Genomic DNA, 20,804 nt, shown 5'->3' with positions numbered 1-20,804 from the left:
TCACTCCTCAAAACAGGAAATAGCGTTGCGCCATTGGCAAAACGTCTGCCGGTTCGCTGGTGATTAGTTCGCCATCAATGCGCACCTCATAAGTCTGAGCATCGACGGTGATATTGGGTTGCAGGCCGTTGTGGATCATGTCGGCCTTTTTCACCGTCCGACAGCCTTTGACGACGGCGATGGCGCTTTGCAAATTGAGCTGCTGCGGGATGTTTTGCGCGTTAGCGGCCTGCGAAATAAAGGTCAGCCGAGTACGATGCCGCGCCGCGCCAAGTGCGCCGAACATCATGCGGTAATGCACCGGCTGCGGGGTGGGTATCGAGGCGTTGATATCGCCCATCGGCGCACAGGCGATCATCCCGCCCTTTACGATCGTCGCTGGTTTTACGCCAAAAAAGGCTGGGGACCACAGCACCAGATCGGCCAGCTTGCCAGGCTCAACGGAGCCAACTTCGTGGGCGATGCCGTGGGTTAGCGCCGGGTTGATCGTGTATTTGGCGACGTAGCGTTTAACGCGCTGGTTGTCGTTGTCGCCTGTTTCTTCTGCCAGCGGACCACGCTGAACCTTCATGCGGTGCGCCACCTGCCAGGTGCGCAGGATCACTTCGCCCACGCGCCCCATCGCCTGTGAATCGGACGAGGTCAGGGAAAACGCGCCAATGTCATGCAGCACATCTTCGGCAGCGATCGTTTCCCGGCGAATGCGTGATTCGGCAAAGGCCACGTCTTCGGCGATATCCGGATCGAGGTGGTGGCAAACCATCAGCATGTCGAGATGCTCGTCGATGGTGTTGACGGTATAGGGCAGCGTCGGGTTAGTGGAGGAGGGCAGAATATTCGGATGCGCGCAGGCGGTGATGATATCTGGCGCATGGCCGCCGCCCGCGCCTTCGGTGTGGAAGGTATGAATGGTGCGATCGCCAATCGCCGCCAGCGTATCTTCAACGAAACCGGACTCATTGAGCGTATCGCTGTGCAGCGCCACCTGGATATCCATCTCCTCTGCCACTTCCAGGGAACAGTTGATGGTGGCTGGCGTGGCGCCCCAATCTTCATGGATTTTCAGGCCAATGGCGCCCGCGGTGATTTGCTCGCGCAGGGCGTCAGGGTTTGAGCCGTTGCCTTTACCCAGCAAACCGATGTTAACCGGCAAGGCGTCTGCCGCCTGCAGCATGCGCGCGATGTACCACGGACCCGGCGTGCAGGTGGTGGCGTTAGTTCCTGCTGCCGGGCCGGTACCGCCGCCGATCATCGTCGTTACGCCGGAGACCAGCGCCTCCTGTGCCTGCTGTGGGCAGATCCAGTGAATATGCGTATCCACGCCGCCCGCGGTGACGATCTTGCCTTCCCCGGCGATGACTTCAGTTCCCACGCCTATCGGGATCGTGACGTCGGGCTGAATATCGGGATTACCCGCTTTACCGATGGCGAAGATCCTGGCGTCCTTGATGCCGATATCCGCTTTCACGATCCCCCAGTGATCGACGATCAGCGCGTTGGTTATCACCAGATCCACACACGCTTGCGCGCGCATTTGTCCCTGGCCCATGCCGTCGCGGATCACTTTCCCGCCGCCGAATTTGACCTCTTCGCCGTAGGTGGTGAAGTCTTTTTCCACCTCAATCCACAGGTCGGTATCCGCCAGGCGTACCTTATCGCCGGTGGTTGGGCCAAACATGTCGGCGTAAGCCTGCCGTGAAATTTCACTCATCATTTGCCTCCAGCGCGCCCATCACTTCGCTGCGAAAACCCACGATCCTTTGTGCGCCAGCGACGCGCACCAGTTCGACTTCGCGTTTTTGTCCCGGCTCAAAACGTACCGCCGTGCCCGCAGGAATGTTTAGACGAAAGCCGCGTGCAGCCCGCCTGTCAAAGCGCAGCGCCGGGTTCACCTCGGAAAAGTGATAGTGCGATCCCACCTGGATGGGTCTGTCGCCATGATTTTCCACCACGATCGTACAGGTTTCCCGCCCCTGATTGAGCGCGATATTGCCTTTGGCTATCTGATATTCACCTGGGATCATTGCCGCTCCTTAAACGATCGGGTTGTGGACGGTGACCAGCTTTGATCCGTCCGGAAACGTTGCTTCAACCTGAATATCTGGGATCATCTCCGGAACGCCTTCCATCACCTGATCGCGGCGCAGGACGTGACGCCCGTCTTCCATCAGCGAGGCCACGGTTTGACCATCGCGTGCCCCTTCCATGATGAAAGCGCTAATTAGCGCCACCGATTCCGGATAGTTCAGCTTCAGCCCGCGGGCCAGGCGACGTTCTGCCACCAGCGCGGCGGTAAACAGCAACAGCTTGTCTTTTTCTCTGGGGGTCAGTTCCATACGGGGTCTCTTAGGTTTGCCAGATTCGCGGTAGTACGGGCGGTTTGTGTGTCAAAAGCGGGCGCAGAAATTGCCAAATGTCACGCATAACGCGCTGAACAATCAGGTTGTCGTCGGCAAGAAAGCGGATCGTCAGCAGTGAGTCGTTAAGCGTTGCCCCGGCGTAATCGCCAAGCGGCGTCAGCCGCTCGCGCGTGCCTTCCAGCATGTTTTCAGTGGCCGGATAACACAGCAACGTGCCGACCCAGGGATGGTGCGCGACGCCGCTCAGCTCCCCCTTCTGCAACTGCAAGCGCTCTATCAGCAGCGGCTGCCCATTTCGCCACACTTCCAGACGGTTTTGCAGCGTGCCGTGGCTGAAGGACTCCTGCATAACCGGTCGCCCGAGGCACAGCAGATCCCAGGCCAGCAGTCGACTCTCCGACGCGATGTGAAAGACGGACTGGATAGTGGCGTTGGCGCCAGGAAAGAGGATCGTATCCTGGGGGAGCCACTCCAGCGTGGCGTGCGGCGCGAGCGTGAAATGTTGGCGCTGCAACGCCTGCGGCCCACCGCTGCGATAAAACTTTCCCGCGCCGGGCTGGGTGATTAACGCATGACTGTTTTCGTTGAGAGTTACGGCAATGTGTAGTTCATCCCCGCCGACGATCCCCGCGGGTGGATGAAGCAAATAGAGGTGGCAGACGTCCTCTTCCGGGTAAAACGGGCGCTGAACCGTCAATGGACCATGATGACGCGCCGAGGCGAGCACCGTGTTGTGCCCAGTGCGGGTGAAATGCAGATCCAGTTCGGCCTGCCAGCCCCGTGTGAGTGTCTCGTGCGCAACCGTGTCCAGAGCGTTTCCCTTATCAGCATGAGGGTGTTTGCATACAAAAAAGTATGCCTCAGCACATCGGGAAATCGATCATATGAGAAGCTTATGGATGAAGGGGCGACAATATGCCGCCCCAATGGGGTTTTACAGTAAAACGAGGGGCATCCAGACCAGACCGGTAATCACCAGCAGCACAAGGAAAATCAGGCCAAAAATAGCACCGAGTCGCCAGTAATCTACCGTCGGCAAATAGCCGCTGCCGTAGTAGATAGGGCTAGGACCGGTGGCATACGGGGTCAGAATGCTGCCGAGACCAATGGCTGCGCCGACCATCAGGCAGAAGACCGGGAGTGGGATTTCCGGCATCGCCAGCGCGGCGGCAATCATCATCGGTGCCAGGGCGGAGGTATACGCCGTGGCGCTGGCAAAGAAGTAGCGCAGCAGATAGAACACCACAATGAGCGCCACCATCACCATCATCGGCGAATAGCCGCTCAACCCGTTTGCCAGCAGCTTGCCGAACCAGGTAATAAAACCGGTGTTATTGAGCCCGGTCGCCAGCGTTATCAGCGAGGCCAGCCAGAAAAAGACGTTCCACGCGGCTTTATTACTGACGATGTCATCCCAGCTAATGATGCGCAGTACCAGCATCAACGCTACTACGCTGTATCCGACCATCGCAGCGTCAATGTAATCGCCGCCGAAGATCCACAGCACCAGTGCGCCGACCATCAGCACCAACATCTTTTTCTCGCGTGCGCAGAGCGGTCCCATTGCTTTTAGCTCTGTATCCGCCCAGCGCGGAACCTGATCGCCGGATTTCAGCACCGGTGGATACAACACGTACGCCAGCCAGGGCACAATCAGCACCAGTAAAATACTCAGCGGCAGCATGCCTAAGAACCAGTCGCCCCAGCTCAGCGCCGTGTGGGACGCGCCTTTCATCAGGCCGATTAACAGCAGGTTCGGCGCCATCGCCGTTAAGAAAATGGCGCTGGTGACGCAGTCGGCGACAATGCCCATCCACATAATGTACGAGCCAATGGAGCGAGAACTGGCGCTATTGGGCTGCGAGTTATACAGCGGCGGCAGGTTGCGGATTATCGGGTAGATTATTCCGGCCCCGCGCGCGGAGTTGGACGGCGTGACGGGAGCGAGGATAAGTTCAGAGAACATCACCGCATAGCCGAGAAACAGCGTCCGGTGCCCCATCTTTTTCACCAGCATCAGCGCGATACGTCGACCGAGCCCGGTTTTCTCATAGCCGGTACCAAACATAAAGGCCGCGAAGATAAGCCAGATTACCGAGTTTGAAAAACCTGATACCGCCCATGACAGCGATTTGGCGGTAAATTTAAAACCGTCCTGCGCGAGTTGCTCCGGGCTGAACAGCAGCCACGGTGAAAGGACGGCGATGATCGAAATGCCAATCATCGCCACCACCGCGCCCGGTACAGGTTCCAGAATAAGCCCCACAATCACACCGGTAAAAACGGCAAAATAGAGCCAGGTGTGGCTCTCAAGGCCGTTGGGGACGGGCAGTACAGCAATAATGGCGATGACCACCAGCGGAGCCAGGTATCGCCACCAACCAGCTAAAGGTGCCATTGTTGTATCCCTACGAAAAGGGAGAGGCGCAGCGCCTCTCCGGGAGGGTTATTTGATGTAGTGCACGTGCTCGCAGATTTCATCGACGATAGGATCGCGACGTTCAGCGAACAGCTTTTTGTTTTCGGCGATCAGGTTATTGCCGTGGGTATCGATGGAAACGATCAGCGGGCCGAACTCTTTAACCCGACATACCCACAGGGATTCCGGCATGCCAAGTTCGGTCCAGTGTACCTCTTCGATCTCTTCAACCTGGGTTGCCGCCACGACCGCACAACCTGCCGGGAAGATTACGTGCAGCGCTTTAAACTGCTTGCAGCCTGCTTCCGTTAGCGGTCCCATGCCGCCCTTGCCGACCACCAGTTTGACGCCCGTCTGCTCGATAAAGTCTTTCTCAAACGCTTCCATACGCATGCTGGTGGTTGGGCCAACGGAGACCATCTCCCATTTTTCACTGTTCTTACGTACGATGGGCCCCGCGTGGAAAATGGCTTTGCCGTTCAGGTCATAAGGAATCGGGCGCTTCAGTTCGATCAGGCGGCGGTGACACACGTCACGGCAGGTCACCAGCGTACCGGTCAGGTAGATGACATCGCCAACGCGAATGTCGGCCAGATCTTCGGCTTTGATCGGGGTTGTGAGGATCTTTTTCATAACGCGCTCCGGGTGTGAGACAGGTTTTCGAAGGAGAGGTCAGCATGAACCAACAGCGTGCCGCGACGGTGTGCCCAGCAGCCGGTAGAAACGGCAACGCCGATAGTCGACGGATGGCGTGCGGCGGATTCGATATGCACGCCCATCACCGAGCTATTCCCGGTCAACCCTTGCGGGCCAATGCCCAGACGGTTCAGCCCTTCTTCCAGACGCAGTTCCAGTTCGGCCGCTTTTGGATTCGGATGACGTGATCCGATAGGACGTAGTACTGCTTTACGAGAAAGGACGGCGGCGGTTTCCACGGAGGTGGCAATACCTACGCCCACCAGCACCGGCGGGCAAGCGTTGACTGCCAACGTGGAGATATTTTCGAAGACAAATTTCACCACGCCCTCGTAGCCTTCAGAAGGCATTAACACTTTCGAACGTCCCGGCAGCGTACAACCGCCGCCTGCCATGTAGACTTCGATTTCCGCGTCGTCGTTATCAGGGATGATGTCCCAGGTGACCCACGGCACACCGGTACCGGTATTTTTGCCGGTATTCACTTCGTCAAAAATCTCGACCGCGTTATGGCGCAGCGGCGCTTTTACCGTGGCGTCTTCAACGGCCTGCTTCAGGATGCTTTGCAGTTCGCCCAGCAGCGGAAAACGGGAGCCGACCTTCACAAAGAACATAATCTCGCCGGTGTCCTGACAGGCCGGACGGTTCAGGTCGATAGCTTTCTGCATGTTGTCAAACATGGTGTGGTAGATGATTTTACCCATCGGCGAAGTTTCGCCTTCACGCAGCTGTTTTAATTTATCTACGACGTCGTCAGGCATGCGGGTCGAAATCATGGCGGTAAAATCGGCGACAATGTTTGTCAGCGTAGTTATCGCATTTTGGTTATTTTGATTGCTCATCTTGTTAACTCCAGTTCTTTTATTTATCTGGAAATAAATTCTCCGCCACAAACTACCACTAAAAATGTGGTTTTATATTATTTGCCACTGTGAATATCCAATTAACAGATCGTGAATGATGTTCAGATAAGCAATAAAAATTGCGCAAAGGCAGGGTTTAATACGCATGAGGGAATTACACTGCGGTTAACAACTTTACGGATATACCGATCATGCTGAACACGTATCCCCTCGCGAAAGACCTGCAGGTCCTGGTTGAAATTGTTCATAGCGGCAGTTTCAGTGCCGCCGCCGCGGCGCTGGGCCAAACGCCCGCGTTTGTGACGAAACGCATTCAGATCCTTGAGTCCACGCTGGGGACGACGCTGCTAAGCCGCTCCGCGCGCGGCGTGACACTCACGGAGAGTGGTCAACGTTGTTATGAACATGCGCAGGCTATTCTTGCGGGCTATCAGCATCTGGTTGATGACGTCACGCAACTCAAAACACGCCCGGCAGGGATGATTCGTATCGGCTGTAGCTTTGGCTTTGGGCGCAGTTATATTGCACCGGCTATTACCGAACTGATGCATAGCTATCCTGAATTACAGGTGCATTTTGAACTTTACGATCGGCAAATTGATTTGGCGCAGGATAATATCGATTTGGATATTCGTATTAATGACGAGATTCCGGATTATTATATTGCGCATTTGTTAACGAAAAATAGAAGAATATTATGTGCAGCGCCGACGTATTTACAAAAATACGGTGAGCCGACAACGCTGCAGGAATTAAGTCGTCATGATTGCCTGGTCACTAAAGAACGCGATATGACGCACGGGGTGTGGGAGCTGGATAACGGCCAGGAGAAAAAGTCGGTCAAGGTGGCGGGACATCTCTCCTCTAACAGCGGCGAGATTGTGTTGCAGTGGGCGCTACAGGGAAAAGGGATTATGCTGCGTTCCGAATGGGACCTGCAGCCATTTCTGGCAAGCGGTGAACTGGTGCGCGTGCTGCCGGACTATGCGCAAAGCGCCAATATCTGGGCGGTTTATCAGGAGCCGCTGTACCGCAGCGTGAAGCTTCGGGTGTGCGTGGAGTTTCTGGCGACGTGGTGCCAGCACAGATTAGGCAAACCGGTAGAGGGGTATCACATTCCCCACGCCGGATAAGACGCTGTTGCGTCGCTATCCGACATTAAAATCACTCTGGGTCTCTTTCGCGTTTTTTCTTCAGCTTGGTCCAGATCTTTGGCTCCTGACGACGCCACAGACGCTGAATGTTGTCATGGTGGCGTAACAGAATTAAGCACGACAGCATGGACACCGGGAAAGTGAACTGGGGATTGAACCACCAGACGTAAAAGGGGGCGATCAGCGCGCTGACGATAGCGCCTAATGATGAATAGCCGCTTAATAAGACGGTCAGCAGCCAGGTTCCGGCCATCACGCCGGTTAAATCCCAACCAATCGGCGCAATTGCGCCAAAGGCGGTGGCAACGCCTTTCCCACCTTTAAAGCCGAAGAAGACCGGCCAAATGTGACCCAGACAGGCGGCGATCGCGATCAATCCCAGCCAGAAGGGGCTAATGCCTAGCGCATAGGCACCCCAGACGGGTAACATACCTTTCAGGACGTCGAAAATCAGCACCGCGACGGCGGCTCCTTTGCCACCGATGCGCAATACGTTTGTCGCGCCCGGATTCCCAGATCCGCTGTCACGCGGGTCCGGTAATCCAGCAAGGCGGCATACCAGAATAGCACTGGAAATTGAGCCACAGAGGTACGCGAAGATAATCATTCCAGGCGCGATTGCACTCATAAGCTGTTCCGTTTTGAAAATGTCGTGTAAGACGCTACTTCTGTGGATAATACGCATATTTCGCCGGAAGTGGTATCCGGGTTAGCCAAAAAGCAGGCAGGTCGTGATGGATATTGTATTTATAGAGCAACTTTCTGTAATCACCACTATTGGTGTTTACGACTGGGAACAAACGATCGAACAACAGTTGGTGTTCGATATCGAAATGGCGTGGGACAACCGTAAATCGGCTAAAAGCGATGATGTGGCTGATTGCCTGAGCTATGCTGATATTGCTCAAACGATTGTTAATCATGTGGAAGGCGGGCGCTTTGCGCTGGTCGAACGCGTGGCGGAAGAGGTGGCGGATCTGCTGCTTAGCCGTTTTAATTCTCCATGGGTGCGGATCAAACTCAGTAAACCTGGCGCGGTAGCCCGTGCGGCCAACGTCGGGGTTATCATTGAGCGTGGCAATAATCTGAAAGAAAATAATTAAATTAATAATATCTAAACCAAACGGGTATAAAAGGGTCTTTATGTCGGCTCGTTTTCGCCGTGGTTTATCTATCTAGAGGTTCATTAATGAGTGATATGCACTCGCTGCTGGTGGCGGCAATTTTGGGTGTGGTCGAAGGATTGACGGAGTTTTTACCCGTTTCCAGTACCGGCCATATGATTATTGTTGGTCACTTGTTGGGTTTTGAGGGTGATACCGCAAAAACATTTGAGGTGGTTATCCAGTTGGGCTCTATCCTGGCGGTCGTGGTGATGTTCTGGCGACGCCTGTTTGGCCTGATTGGCATTCACTTCGGTAAGGTCCCACATGAAGGCACTGGCAAAGGTCGGCTGACGCTGGGCCATATCCTGTTGGGGATGGTTCCTGCCGTCGTACTGGGACTGATTTTCCACGACATCATCAAATCGTTGTTTAACCCGATCAACGTCATGTATGCGCTGGTGGTAGGGGGCGTGCTGCTGATTGCCGCAGAATGCCTGAAGCCGAAAGAGCCGCGTGCGCCGGGTCTGGATGATATGACCTATCGCCAGGCGTTTATGATTGGCTGTTTCCAGTGTCTGGCGCTGTGGCCGGGTTTTTCTCGTTCCGGGGCGACGATTTCTGGCGGTATGCTGATGGGAGTAAGCCGTTACGCGGCCTCCGAATTCTCCTTCCTGCTGGCCGTGCCGATGATGATGGGCGCAACGGCGCTGGATCTCTACAAAAGCTGGACGTTCCTCAGCGCATCAGATATTCCGATGTTTGCAGTTGGTTTCGTGACGGCGTTTATCGTGGCGTTGGTGGCGATCAAAACCTTCCTGCAGCTGATTAAGCGCATCTCGTTTATTCCGTTTGCGATTTACCGCTTTATTGTGGCGGCTGCCGTTTACGTCGTGTTCTTCTGATTTTACTAGCTTGCCGGATAGCGGCGTTAACGCTGATCCGGCAATGCTCTGTCTACGCTTTCGGGCAACGTTGTTCTTTCCAGTCGGCCACCGCCGCGATCCGACGCCGGGTCAGTTCCTCGCGAATAGCCTGACCTTTGAATCCAGCCTCAACGACGTCTTTCGTTGGTACCGCCTGCGCAACCTGCCAGGCTTCACGCAACAGCCTGCCTTGTGGATAATCCGCCGCTTCAAAACCGGTTCGCCCACGCACGTCGGCCTCGCTGGTCAGGGCGATTTGCTCCACGCGCTGCGGTTTGCGCCAGGCATCGATGGAATCAAACAGCTTAACGATGGTTTTCGGCTGCAGGATCGGGAAGGTATGAATGAGGTCGTGGAACTCGGCTACCAGTTTGGCTAAATCACGGATGTCATTCGGCACGCGCAGGCGTTGGCACAGTTGCTCGACCAGCTTCACGCCAGCCGGACCGTGACCGTGGTGGCGTGGCCACAGCGCTTTTGGCGTCAATGCCTTGCCAAGATCGTGGCACAGCGTGGCGAAACGCACGTCGACCTCCGGACTTAACATGGCCGCCATCGACAGCGTCATCAGCGTGTGAATACCGGTATCAATTTCCGGGTGCCATTGCGCGGGCGCGGGAACGCCAAACAGGGCATCTACTTCCGGAAACAGGACGTGCAGTGCGCCGCAGTCGCGCAGGACCTGAAAAAATACCTGTGGGTTACGGGTGGTTAAAGCACCTTCTGTTTCTTTCCACACCCGCTCTGGCGTCAGGTGCTCCAGTTCCCCTGCGGCGTTCATATCGCGCATCAGCGTCATGGTTTCTTCAGCGATACGAAAACCGAGGTGCGCATAGCGGGCAGCAAAGCGCGCCACGCGCAGCACGCGCAATGGATCTTCGCTAAAGGCGGGGGACACATGGCGTAGCAGACGGTTTTCCAGATCGTCGCGTCCGTTATACGGATCGATAATCTCGCCGTCGTCATCGCGGGCCATTGCGTTGATGGTCAGATCGCGACGCTGAAGATCAGCCTCCAGCGTCACATCCGGCGCGGCGTAACAGGTGAATCCGGTATACCCCGAGCCTGATTTGCGTTCGGTACGCGCCAGCGCATACTCTTCCCGGGTTTGCGGATGCAGAAACACGGGAAAATCGCGGCCTACCTGCTGGTAGCCCGCGTCGAGCATCTCTTGCGGTGTGGCGCCGACAACAACCCAATCTTTATCTTTAATCGGTAGCCCTAATAACGCATCCCGAACAGCACCACCGACCAGATAAATCTTCACGCCACTTTCCTTTTGAAATTATGATCCCTTAATCATATGTCAGTGTGGCGGAGAAGGCGATTCAGTTCATCCAGCGATCTTTGCGTTTACGGCTGGGGATCATGTGTGGCAGAACCAGGCCGAGCAGCAAACCAAGACCCAGCACGCCGCCGCCGTACATAAACCACTGCATGATGATGGTGCGCTGTTTGTCATCAAGCTGAAGGTTGGCTGCGCTGACCTTCTTTTGCGCCACGATAAGCTCGTTCCTCAGCTTCTGGTTTTCTTGTTTCAGCCCGTCGATTACGCTGTCGCTTTGCGACACTTTTTGCTGCATATCGGCGGTGCGCTGATTCCACGTGGTGTCGATATTATTGAGCTTATCGGTCAAGGTCTTGACCTGGTTTTCCAGATCGGGAACGCGGGTACGCAGGCTCGGCGTACTGTTCAGCTCTTTCAGTGGGATCCAGGCGGTACGTCCGGTGCTGTCTTTCACCTGGGCGTAGTTGGTGTTGGCATCGGTCTGTAATAGCGTAACTTCCTCGCCGGCGTTAACCGTACCCACGAGGCGATAATTATCTCCCGGACCGCTGCGGACCCAGGTGTTCAGTTCGTCAGAAACATAGCGCTTTTCTTCGGCATGAGAGACTGCAGTGGCGCTAAGTGCGAGTAAAGTTAATCCAATCAGGCGTAATTTTGGCATCAGGCTGTCGTTATTGTCATAGAAAGTGGAACGATAGTAGTGGCATCAGTGTCTCTACGCAAAGCATTCGACATCAATCGGAATCATCTGTGTCCTTTTTGCCACCACTCGAAACTTTTACGCCCGTCAAATTGCTCGTTGCATGGCAATTTGGCGCAAAATACTATCTACTGACCATAAAGAACGAGCTTAGTTCGCAGTCAGTTTTCTCAACTGTGACATAACCCATAAGTACAAGACCATGGCCCAGGAAATCGAATTAAAATTTATCGTCAATAGTGACGCCGTAGATGCGCTACGTGAACGTCTGAATACGCTGGGGGGAGAGCATCATGCGCCCAGCCAGTTGCTGAATATCTACTACGAAACGCCCGATGCGTGGCTGCGTGGTCACGATATGGGGCTGCGTATTCGCGGTGAGAACGGTCATTACGAAATGACCATGAAAATTGCCGGACGAGTGACGGGCGGCCTGCATCAGCGGCCGGAGTTTAACGTTGCGCTGAACGCGCCAGAGTTGGATCTCTCCCTGTTCCCAACGGAAGTCTGGCCTGATGGCGAACTGCCCGCTGAACTTGCCTCTCAGGTACAGCCGCTCTTCAGCACCGATTTTTACCGTGAGAAATGGCACCTTGATATCGACGGTAGCCGCATTGAAATGGCCCTCGATCTCGGGGAAGTGAAAGCGGGCGAGTTGGCTGAACCTATCTGTGAGCTTGAACTGGAGCTGTTAAGCGGCGATACCCGTGCGGTATTGAAGCTGGCAAACCAGCTGGTATCGCAAACCGGTTTACGCCAGGGCAGCCTGAGTAAAGCGGCGCGCGGCTATCATCTGGCTCAGGGGAATGCACCGCGTGAACTCAAACCGACGCGCATTTTGAAGGTTCCGGCAAAAGCGAGTATTGAGCAAGGGTTGGAAGCGGCGCTGGAGCTGGCATTATCACAGTGGCAGTACCATGAAGAGCTGTGGGTGCGCGGCGTCAAAGGGGCGAAAGCCGAGGTGCTGGCTGCGATGGCCCTGGTGCGTCACATTCTGATGCTGTTTGGCGGTAATGTGCCGCGAAAAGCGAGTGCTCACTTACGTGATTTGCTGACCCAGTCGGAAGCGATCATTGCGTCTGACGTTTCTGCCGTTTCCGCGGTTTACAGCACGCAAACGGCGATGGCCAAGCTGGCGCTGACCGAATGGCTGGTGACCAAAGGGTGGCAGCCGTTCCTTGATGCGAAGGCGCAGGCTAAAATAGCCGACTCCTTTAAGCGTTTCTCGGATACCCATCTCTCGCGCCATGCCGCTGAATTGAAAACAGCTTTTGCTCAGCCGCTGGGCGATCAGTACGCCGATCAACTTCCGCGCCTGACGCGCAATATTGATAGCATGCTGATGCTGGCGGGATACTACGACGAAAATGTCGCATCGGAATGGATCGCCACCTGGCAGGGTTTACGTCACGCCATTGCGGCTAACCAATACATTGAAATTGAACACTTCCGCAACGAGGCGATTGCTTTGGAACCGTTCTGGCTGCACAGCGGAAAACGATAATCAGGGTGAGGCCGGGATGCCTGATGGCGCTGCGCTTATCAGGCCTACGCGATGGGCGGAAGCGTCATGCAGGCTGGATAAGGCAACATGCCGCTGCCCGGTACTATTCAAAGGATAATCCATAAATGAAGCAGCTCTCTTCACCGTTACAGCAGTACTGGCCGACCGTTGTTGAGCGGCTGCCAGCAGCAATATCTGAGTCCTCGCTTAGCATTCAGGCGAAGTCAGTGCTTACATTCAGTGATTTTTTTCGCGACAGCATTATTGCCCATCCCGAATGGCTGGTCGAACTGGAAAGCACGCCACCCGGGGCGGATGAATGGCAACACTATGCTGATTGGTTACAGCAAGCATTGGTCGACGTTAGCGACGAAAACACGCTGATGCGTGAGCTGCGCCTGTTTCGCCGTCGCATCATGGTGCGTATCGCCTGGGCGCAGACGCTGTCGCTGGTGACGGAAGAGAGTATCTTGCAGCAGCTAAGCCATTTGGCTGAAACGTTGATCGTCGCCGCGCGTGACTGGTTATACGCCGCCTGCTGTCGTGAATGGGGTACGCCCTGTAATCCACAAGGTGTTGCGCAACCGCTGCTGATTTTAGGCATGGGGAAACTGGGCGGCGGCGAACTGAATTTTTCCTCTGATATCGATCTGATTTTTGCCTGGCCGGAGCACGGTAGTACGCAGGGCGGACGTCGCGAGCTGGATAACGCGCAGTTCTTTACCCGTATGGGCCAGCGGCTCATCAAAGTGCTGGATCAACCCACAATGGATGGATTTGTCTATCGGGTGGATATGCGTTTACGCCCGTTTGGCGACAGCGGCCCGCTGGTGCTGAGCTTCTCCGCGCTGGAGGATTATTACCAGGAACAAGGGCGCGACTGGGAACGCTATGCGATGGTCAAGGCCCGCATTATGGGCGATTGCGACGGTACTTACGTCAGTGAGCTTCGCGCTATGCTGCGGCCTTTTGTCTTCCGCCGCTATATTGATTTCAGCGTGATCCAGTCTCTGCGTAACATGAAAGGAATGATTGCCCGCGAAGTGCGCCGCCGTGGTCTGAAAGACAACATTAAGTTGGGCGCGGGCGGTATTCGTGAAATCGAATTTATCGTGCAGGTATTCCAGCTTATTCGCGGTGGGCGCGAGCCGTCATTGCAATCCCGCTCGCTGTTACCCACGCTCAGCGCCATCAATGCGTTGCACCTGCTGTCAGATACCGACGCGGAACAACTGCGCGCAGCCTATCTCTATTTACGTCGTCTGGAGAACCTGCTGCAAAGTATCAATGATGAGCAGACCCAGACGTTGCCAGGCGATGAACTGAACCGCGCGCGGCTGGCGTGGGGGATGAACGTCGATGACTGGCAGCAGCTAACCGATGTGCTGGCCAGTCATATGGACAACGTGCGCCGGGTGTTTAACGAGTTGATTGGCGATGACGAAGCAGAAACCCAGGAAGAGTCGCTCTCAGAACAGTGGCGTGAACTGTGGCAGGACGCATTACAGGAAGATGACACCACGCCGGTGTTGACGCATCTGGCGGATGACGATCGCCGGCGCGTGCTGTCTCTGATTGCCGATTTTCGCAAAGAGCTGGATAAACGCACCATTGGCCCACGCGGACGCCAGGTGCTGGATCACTTAATGCCACATCTGCTGAGCGATGTCTGTTCGCGTGACGACGCCTCAGTCCCACTGTCGCGCATCACACCGCTGCTGGTAGGCATTGTGACCCGTACGACCTATCTGGAGCTGCTGAGCGAATTCCCCGGAGCGCTTAAGCATCTGATTTCGTTATGTGCCGCTTCGCCGATGATCGCCAGCCAGCTGGCGCGGTATCCGCTGTTGCTCGATGAACTGCTGGATCCGAACACCTTGTATCAACCCACTGCGACGGATGCCTACCGTGATGAACTGCGTCAGTATTTGCTGCGCGTGCCGGAAGATGACGAAGAGCAGCAGTTGGAAGCGCTGCGTCAGTTTAAGCAAACGCAGTTGCTGCGCATTGCCGCGGCAGATATCGCTGGTACGCTGCCGGTGATGAAGGTGAGCGACCACTTAACCTGGCTGGCGGAAGCTATTATTGATGCGGTAGTCCAGCAGGCGTGGATGCAGATGGTCGCTCGCTACGGGCAACCCACTCATCTTGACGGGCGCGAGGGGCGCGGTTTTGCCGTCGTCGGGTATGGCAAACTGGGCGGCTGGGAGCTGGGCTACAGTTCGGATCTTGATTTGATCTTCCTGCATGACTGTCCTATGGACGTGATGACGGATGGTGAGCGTGAGATTGACGGGCGACAGTTCTATTTGCGTCTGTCGCAGCGCATTATGCACCTTTTCAGCACCCGCACCTCATCCGGTATTTTGTATGAAGTGGATGCGCGGTTGCGTCCGTCCGGCGCGGCGGGAATGCTGGTGACATCAACCGAGGCTTTCGCTGATTACCAGCGCAACGAAGCCTGGACGTGGGAGCATCAGGCGCTGGTGCGCGCTCGAGTGGTGTACGGCGACCCACGGTTGACCTCTCAGTTTGATGCGATTCGTCGCGATATCATGACCCTCGTCCGCGATGCGAAAACCTTGCAGACCGATGTGCGCGAAATGCGTGAGAAAATGCGGGCCCATTTGGGCAATAAGCATCGCGATCGTTTTGATATCAAAGCGGATGAAGGCGGCATCACCGACATTGAGTTTATTACGCAATACCTGGTGCTGCGCTATGCGCATGAAAAACCGAAGCTGACGCGCTGGTCGGATAACGTGCGCATTCTGGAGTTACTGGCGCAAAACGACATTATGGATGAGCAGGAAGCGCTGGCGCTTACCCGTGCTTATACGACGCTGCGCGATGAACTTCATCATCTTGCATTGCAGGAACTTCCGGGCCATGTGGCACCGGAGCACTTCGACGCTGAACGTACGCTGGTGCGTGACAGCTGGCAGAAGTGGCTGGTTGCCGAGTGAAGTGTGCTATTATCGCGCGCAAATTTTAAGACCCTCAGAGAATCTCTCAGGAGACAGGAATGAAAGTAACGCTGCCAGAGTTTGAACGTGCAGGAGTCATGGTTGTCGGTGATGTGATGCTAGATCGCTACTGGTACGGTCCTACCAGCCGTATTTCACCTGAAGCGCCGGTTCCGGTGGTGAAGGTTGATACCATTGAAGAACGTCCCGGTGGCGCAGCAAACGTGGCGATGAACATTGCCTCTCTGGGAGCGAATTCGCGTCTGGTGGGCCTGACTGGGATTGACGACGCGGCGCGTGCGCTGAGCAAAACGCTGGCGGATGTGAACGTAAAATGTGACTTCGTTTCTGTGCCAACTCATCCGACGATCACCAAACTGCGCGTGCTTTCCCGCAACCAGCAACTGATTCGCCTGGATTTCGAAGAAGGTTTTGAAGGCGTGGATCCGCAGCCACTGCATGAGCGTATTAACCAGGCTCTGGGCTCCATTGGCGCTTTGGTGCTCTCCGATTACGCCAAAGGCGCGCTGGCAAGCGTGCAGCAGATGATTGCTCTGGCGCGTAAGGCTGGGGTGCCGGTGCTTATCGATCCGAAAGGGACCGATTTTGAACGCTATCGTGGCGCAACGCTGCTGACGCCGAATTTGTCTGAATTTGAAGCGGTGGCCGGTAAGTGCAAAAGCGAAGATGAACTGGTTGAGCGCGGCATGAAAGTGATTGCAGATTTCGACCTTTCCGCGCTGCTGATCACGCGTTCCGAACAGGGTATGACGCTGCTGCAACCGGGCAAATCGCCACTGCATATGCCGACGCAGGCGCAGGAAGTGTATGACGTGACGGGGGCGGGCGATACGGTGATCGGCGTGCTGGCTGCGACGCTGGCGGCGGGGAACACTCTGGAAGAGGCGTGCTATTTTGCTAATGCCGCAGCGGGTGTTGTCGTCGGTAAACTGGGGACTTCAACCGTTTCCCCGATTGAACTGGAAAACGCCGTGCGCGGTCGGGCCGACACTGGCTTTGGCGTGATGAGCGAGTCTGAGCTGAAACAGGCCGTAGCCAGCGCCCGCAAGCGCGGTGAGAAAGTGGTGATGACCAACGGCGTGTTCGACATCCTGCATGCGGGCCACGTTTCCTATCTGGCGAATGCGCGCAAGCTGGGCGATCGTCTGATCGTGGCGGTAAACAGCGATGCTTCGACCAAACGTCTGAAAGGCGAAACGCGTCCGGTCAACCCGCTGGAACAGCGCATGATCGTGCTGGGCGCGCTGGAAGCCGTCGACTGGGTGGTCTCTTTTGAAGAAGACACACCACAGCGTCTGATTGCCGGGATCCTGCCGGATCTGCTGGTAAAAGGCGGCGACTATAAGCCGGAAGATATTGCCGGCAGCAAAGAAGTGTGGGCGAACGGCGGTGAAGTGCTGGTGCTGAACTTTGAAGATGGCTGCTCAACGACCAATATCATCAAGAAGATCCAAAAAGACAGCGATAAATAACAAATGCTGGAAACGTATCGAACTTTTGGATTCGATACGTTTCTTGCTATTGATGCTGCTGTTTTCTTCAACCTAAAGTAAAGGAATAAGGGGAGAAGGGATTTCTCCCCCCGATTTACTTTTACATGACGTTACAATCAGCGCGCGTCACGCTGACCTTAAATCCGACCCCTCTTAGATTTCGTGGGAAACTGTGAACCAGCGCAGTGGTTTTGCGCACAATATGTACAGAATAACTTCGCATCCAGGGAAATACTGAAATTAGAAAAAGCATATGGCCTTAACAGATATTCAATAACTGGAGGGTATGCTCATGAACAGCAATATGTATTCAATGAACAATTTCGATTTCCTGGCCCGTAGTTTTGCCAGGATGCAAGCTGAGGGCCATCCCGTAGATATCCAGGCGATAACTGGGAATATGGATGAAGAACATCGTAGCTGGTTTTGCAAACGCTATGCGCTGTACTGCCAGCAGGCGACGGAGGCCAGGAAGCTAGAGCTGGAACACTAACAGAAAAAACGGGCCTTGCGGCCCGTTGTCGTTTTTACTCTTGCGGATCGACTGACGGGATCGCGGGAGCAGGCTTAACTTCTGCCGTTTTTTCACGCGATTCCAGCTCAGTCAGACGTTGCTCAAGTAGCGCCAGCTTTTCACGGGTACGCAGCAAAACCTGAGTCTGTACATCAAACTCTTCACGGCTTACCAGATCCAGACGGGTCAGCTGTGACTGCAGCGTTTGACGAATTTTCTTCTCGACGTCTTCGCCAAACTCGCGGATCCCTTTCGGCATCGACTCGTGAACCTGACGAGCAATCTGCTCAATTTTTTTCGGGTCAATCATTGTGGTTTCCCTGAACTGGTACGTGTTGTTGCCTATTGTAGTGCGAACTGGCACAGGCATAAACCAGAATTGTGTGAAGCTAAGACGAGTAAAGGCGTTGATGAAGGTAATCAATAGCGTTATAGTTAACCCGCTTATTCTCAGGGCGGGGCGAAATTCCCCACCGGCGGTAAATCAACTCAGGTTGAAAGCCCGCGAGCGCTTTGGGTGCAAACTCAAAGGTCAGCAGATCCGGTGTAATTCCGGGGCCGACGGTTAGAGTCCGGATGGGAGAGAGTAACGATCCAGTCGGGCATGGACCCGCTCACGTTATTTTTTTGCCGCTTAGACGGTACTCCTAAGACTGCCCTGATTCTGGTAACCATAATTTTAGTGAGGTTTTTTTACCATGAATCAGACGCTACTTTCCTCTTTTGGTACGCCTTTCGAACGTGTTGAACTTGCGCTGTCTGCGCTGCGTGAAGGACGCGGTGTGATGGTGCTTGACGACGAAGATCGTGAAAACGAAGGCGATATGATTTTCCCGGCAGAAACCATGACCGTTGAACAGATGGCTCTGACCATTCGTCACGGCAGCGGTATTGTATGCCTGTGCATCACTGAAGACCGACGCAAACAGCTCGATCTGCCAATGATGGTGGAAAATAACACCAGCGCTTACGGTACCGGTTTTACCGTGACCATTGAAGCCGCAGAAGGCGTGACCACCGGCGTTTCCGCTGCGGACCGTGTTACTACGGTGCGTGCGGCAATTCAGGATGGCGCTAAACCTTCCGATCTTAACCGTCCGGGGCACGTTTTCCCGCTGCGTGCTCAGGCAGGTGGCGTGTTGACCCGCGGTGGTCACACTGAAGCAACCATCGACCTGATGACGCTGGCAGGATTTAAACCGGCAGGCGTGCTGTGCGAACTGACCAATGACGATGGCACCATGGCGCGTGCGCCAGAATGTATCGAATTTGCCGGCAAGCATAATATGGCGGTAGTTACTATCGAAGACCTGGTGGCTTACCGTCAGGCGCATGAGCGCAAAGCCAGCTAATCGCAAATTACCACGTTAGTCGCGGTAAGTATAAAAAACCGAAGCCATCTTCCAGGCTTCGGTTTTTTTGTTTCTTGCTCCGATTATTTGGTTCTCACCCGCTTTAATGCCCATGCGCCGCTCATAATGACGAGCAACAGTAAGCACAAACTAAAGGCCAACAAACAGGCCTGCGCCATGTTCATAAAATGCCAAGGCGGGATCAGATACCAGCCTTCTGACTGCTGGTACAGATCGACAAACCACTTTTGCGTACTGCTGAGCGCCACGCCGTCGGGAACGATGGGAGCGTCATAGCCGCAATCTCCTGTGGGTTTAAACCACTCCGGAGCCCAGTTTGCCAGAGGCAAATTAAAAGGGAATGTCGGATCGGTGGAACATCCCTGTACGCCAAACAGCGAATCCGGGTCCGGGTTATGTACAGCATAATGAATGCCGTTAAGTTTGATGGAGAACTTAATGCCCATGATGCTGCCGTAAAATGCCGCGATACAACCGATGAGCTTCAGAACAACATTTTTGGGGTTGATTGCCGCAATCAATCCGCCAAAAACCATCACCAGCATGGCAAAGCGAATGTAGACACATTGCTCGCAGGGGGCCATGTAGAGATAGATTTGGAAGAACGAGTGCGCCAGAATAATCAATCCACCCATTGCGCAAGCCATCAACAGCCACAGAAAGCGCTGTTCCTGCCATCTCACCAGGGTATCAACCGGTGTATTGCGTAAGTCTCGCCACGATCCTTTTATGAAAGCCATAGCCGGGTCCCTGTTTATTTTTTCGCGAGCTCTCTGACAAGCTCAGCCATGGAATCAATAGATTTGATATTTTTGGTGTAGATCAGGTATTTACCATTGACGACGTAAGCCGGAACGCCCTGGATTTTGGCGACATCATATGCTGCTTTCCATTTCTCCAGCGTTTGCTGGACGGCAGGATCCTTCAATGCCGCGTCAAAATCAGCCTGGCTCATGCCCGCTGCATCCAACCCTGTTTTGATGAATGAGGCGGGATCTTTACCCTCTGACCAGCGCTCTTTCTTATCGTGGTAGGCGGCGTAATAAGCAAACTTGGCTTTTTTAAACTGTGATTTGGCGTCAAACAATGAAATACCTGCAGCCATGTCCCTGGCAATCATTACGGCAAAGATTTCACTGGCCTGCTTACCGTATTCCCCTTTGGTTTCCAGATGAAACGGAGTGAAAGTAACGACATCGGAGACTTTGTCTGACACGGGCCCTGTCACGGCTTTATCATATTTGTAGCAAAATGGGCAGGCGTAACTGAATACTTTGATTAACGTCTTATCAGCATTGGGAATTGGTTTTTCCAGAACCATATAGTCAGTGCCTTCAGTAAACGCTGATGCTGCAAACGGTGAGGCCAGCGCGGCGGTTAATACCACGCTTTTAAATAATGAAGTGATCCATTTAGATGACATA

General features: G+C 54.6%; 21 protein-coding genes and 1 riboswitch. Of the genes, 8 read left to right on the top strand and 13 right to left on the bottom strand.

The features are described 5' to 3' along the window. Positions 1–7 precede the first annotated feature (7 nt). The 7 genes from ureC to ttdA all read right to left on the bottom strand — a co-directional run bounded on the left by ureC (position 8) and on the right by ttdA (position 6,317). On the bottom strand, positions 8–1,711 hold the full coding sequence (gene ureC, locus ABIE10_RS16620; protein WP_016154544.1) for an urease subunit alpha: 1,704 nt from the start codon (positions 1,709–1,711) through the stop codon (positions 8–10). Then, positions 1,704–2,024, bottom strand: coding sequence for an urease subunit beta (locus tag ABIE10_RS16615; protein WP_016154543.1), 321 nt, complete (start codon positions 2,022–2,024; stop codon positions 1,704–1,706). The genes ureC and ABIE10_RS16615 overlap by 8 nt, the downstream gene beginning before the upstream one ends. Positions 2,025–2,033: 9 nt before the next feature. Further along, the gene (locus ABIE10_RS16610; RefSeq protein WP_016154542.1) at positions 2,034–2,336 is read right to left on the bottom strand and encodes an urease subunit gamma; all 303 of its coding nucleotides are present in this window, start codon (positions 2,334–2,336) and stop codon (positions 2,034–2,036) included. 10 nt (positions 2,337–2,346) lie between these two features. Continuing rightward, positions 2,347–3,171, bottom strand: a complete 825-nt coding sequence (locus ABIE10_RS16605; protein ID WP_429156448.1) for an urease accessory protein UreD — start codon at positions 3,169–3,171, stop codon at positions 2,347–2,349. A 123-nt stretch (positions 3,172–3,294) separates the two neighbouring features. Then, positions 3,295–4,758: an anion permease gene (locus ABIE10_RS16600; RefSeq protein WP_049283285.1), complete on the bottom strand. Its 1,464-nt coding sequence runs from the start codon at positions 4,756–4,758 to the stop codon at positions 3,295–3,297. A 48-nt stretch (positions 4,759–4,806) separates the two neighbouring features. Then, positions 4,807–5,412 carry a L(+)-tartrate dehydratase subunit beta gene (gene ttdB / locus ABIE10_RS16595; protein ID WP_047499219.1) on the bottom strand — a complete coding sequence of 202 codons (606 nt, stop codon included), beginning with the start codon at positions 5,410–5,412 and terminating at the stop codon, positions 4,807–4,809. Continuing rightward, on the bottom strand, positions 5,409–6,317 hold the full coding sequence (gene ttdA, locus ABIE10_RS16590) for a L(+)-tartrate dehydratase subunit alpha (RefSeq protein WP_016154538.1): 909 nt from the start codon (positions 6,315–6,317) through the stop codon (positions 5,409–5,411). The genes ttdB and ttdA overlap by 4 nt, the downstream gene beginning before the upstream one ends. A 212-nt stretch (positions 6,318–6,529) precedes the next feature. On the opposite strand from ttdA, the gene ttdR reads away from it, so the two are divergent. Beyond that, the gene (ttdR, locus tag ABIE10_RS16585) at positions 6,530–7,471 is read left to right on the top strand and encodes an L-tartrate utilization transcriptional activator TtdR (RefSeq protein WP_016154537.1); all 942 of its coding nucleotides are present in this window, start codon (positions 6,530–6,532) and stop codon (positions 7,469–7,471) included. Between the two features lie 31 nt (positions 7,472–7,502). On the opposite strand, the gene plsY is transcribed toward ttdR, so the two are convergent. Further along, positions 7,503–8,120, bottom strand: coding sequence for a glycerol-3-phosphate 1-O-acyltransferase PlsY (plsY, locus tag ABIE10_RS16580; protein ID WP_016154536.1), 618 nt, complete (start codon positions 8,118–8,120; stop codon positions 7,503–7,505). Between the two features lie 106 nt (positions 8,121–8,226). Between plsY and folB the strand changes: the two genes are divergently transcribed. After that, positions 8,227–8,595: a bifunctional dihydroneopterin aldolase/7,8-dihydroneopterin epimerase gene (gene folB / locus ABIE10_RS16575; RefSeq protein WP_429156337.1), complete on the top strand. Its 369-nt coding sequence runs from the start codon at positions 8,227–8,229 to the stop codon at positions 8,593–8,595. Between the two features lie 86 nt (positions 8,596–8,681). Then, a complete protein-coding gene (gene bacA / locus ABIE10_RS16570) occupies positions 8,682–9,500 on the top strand; it encodes an undecaprenyl-diphosphate phosphatase (RefSeq protein ID WP_016154535.1) in 819 nt (272 codons plus the stop codon). A gap of 52 nt (positions 9,501–9,552) precedes the next feature. On the opposite strand, the gene ABIE10_RS16565 is transcribed toward bacA, so the two are convergent. Together ABIE10_RS16565 and ABIE10_RS16560 are read right to left on the bottom strand one after the other, a co-directional pair. Continuing rightward, positions 9,553–10,788 (bottom strand): multifunctional CCA addition/repair protein, encoded by a 1,236-nt coding sequence (locus ABIE10_RS16565; RefSeq protein ID WP_047358654.1) that lies wholly within the window; start codon positions 10,786–10,788, stop codon positions 9,553–9,555. Between the two features lie 61 nt (positions 10,789–10,849). Continuing rightward, positions 10,850–11,470, bottom strand: coding sequence for a TIGR04211 family SH3 domain-containing protein (locus tag ABIE10_RS16560; protein WP_016154533.1), 621 nt, complete (start codon positions 11,468–11,470; stop codon positions 10,850–10,852). A gap of 241 nt (positions 11,471–11,711) precedes the next feature. On the opposite strand from ABIE10_RS16560, the gene ABIE10_RS16555 reads away from it, so the two are divergent. The 4 genes from ABIE10_RS16555 to glgS all read left to right on the top strand — a co-directional run bounded on the left by ABIE10_RS16555 (position 11,712) and on the right by glgS (position 17,986). Beyond that, entirely contained in the window at positions 11,712–13,013 is a 1,302-nt protein-coding gene (locus ABIE10_RS16555; RefSeq protein WP_429156335.1) for an inorganic triphosphatase, read from the top strand. 125 nt (positions 13,014–13,138) lie between these two features. Then, the gene (gene glnE / locus ABIE10_RS16550; protein WP_019077705.1) at positions 13,139–15,979 is read left to right on the top strand and encodes a bifunctional [glutamate--ammonia ligase]-adenylyl-L-tyrosine phosphorylase/[glutamate--ammonia-ligase] adenylyltransferase; all 2,841 of its coding nucleotides are present in this window, start codon (positions 13,139–13,141) and stop codon (positions 15,977–15,979) included. Between the two features lie 59 nt (positions 15,980–16,038). Beyond that, positions 16,039–17,472, top strand: coding sequence for a bifunctional D-glycero-beta-D-manno-heptose-7-phosphate kinase/D-glycero-beta-D-manno-heptose 1-phosphate adenylyltransferase HldE (gene hldE / locus ABIE10_RS16545; protein WP_016154530.1), 1,434 nt, complete (start codon positions 16,039–16,041; stop codon positions 17,470–17,472). 307 nt (positions 17,473–17,779) lie between these two features. Next, entirely contained in the window at positions 17,780–17,986 is a 207-nt protein-coding gene (gene glgS, locus ABIE10_RS16540) for a cell surface composition regulator GlgS (RefSeq protein WP_019077704.1), read from the top strand. Positions 17,987–18,020: 34 nt separating this feature from the next. On the opposite strand, the gene ubiK is transcribed toward glgS, so the two are convergent. Then, positions 18,021–18,317, bottom strand: a complete 297-nt coding sequence (ubiK, locus tag ABIE10_RS16535; RefSeq protein WP_003024618.1) for a ubiquinone biosynthesis accessory factor UbiK — start codon at positions 18,315–18,317, stop codon at positions 18,021–18,023. Between the two features lie 132 nt (positions 18,318–18,449). Then, positions 18,450–18,599: riboswitch (FMN riboswitch) on the top strand. Positions 18,600–18,705: 106 nt separating this feature from the next. On the opposite strand from ubiK, the gene ribB reads away from it, so the two are divergent. After that, complete coding sequence (gene ribB, locus ABIE10_RS16530; RefSeq protein ID WP_016154529.1) at positions 18,706–19,359, top strand: 3,4-dihydroxy-2-butanone-4-phosphate synthase; 654 nt, start codon at positions 18,706–18,708, stop codon at positions 19,357–19,359. 83 nt (positions 19,360–19,442) lie between these two features. On the opposite strand, the gene dsbI is transcribed toward ribB, so the two are convergent. Together dsbI and ABIE10_RS16520 are read right to left on the bottom strand one after the other, a co-directional pair. Further along, positions 19,443–20,120, bottom strand: coding sequence for a protein-disulfide oxidoreductase DsbI (gene dsbI / locus ABIE10_RS16525; RefSeq protein WP_049041403.1), 678 nt, complete (start codon positions 20,118–20,120; stop codon positions 19,443–19,445). 14 nt (positions 20,121–20,134) lie between these two features. Next, positions 20,135–20,803 carry a thiol:disulfide interchange protein DsbA/DsbL gene (locus ABIE10_RS16520; RefSeq protein WP_049283280.1) on the bottom strand — a complete coding sequence of 223 codons (669 nt, stop codon included), beginning with the start codon at positions 20,801–20,803 and terminating at the stop codon, positions 20,135–20,137. Between the last annotated feature and the right edge of the window lies 1 nt (position 20,804).

This window comes from Citrobacter sp. 506 (assembly GCF_050434985.1).
In the GTDB taxonomy this organism is placed as follows: domain Bacteria; phylum Pseudomonadota; class Gammaproteobacteria; order Enterobacterales; family Enterobacteriaceae; genus Citrobacter; species Citrobacter braakii.
The sequence above is the reverse complement of the archived record's forward strand: the minus strand, read 5'-3'. Positions and strand labels throughout refer to the sequence as shown.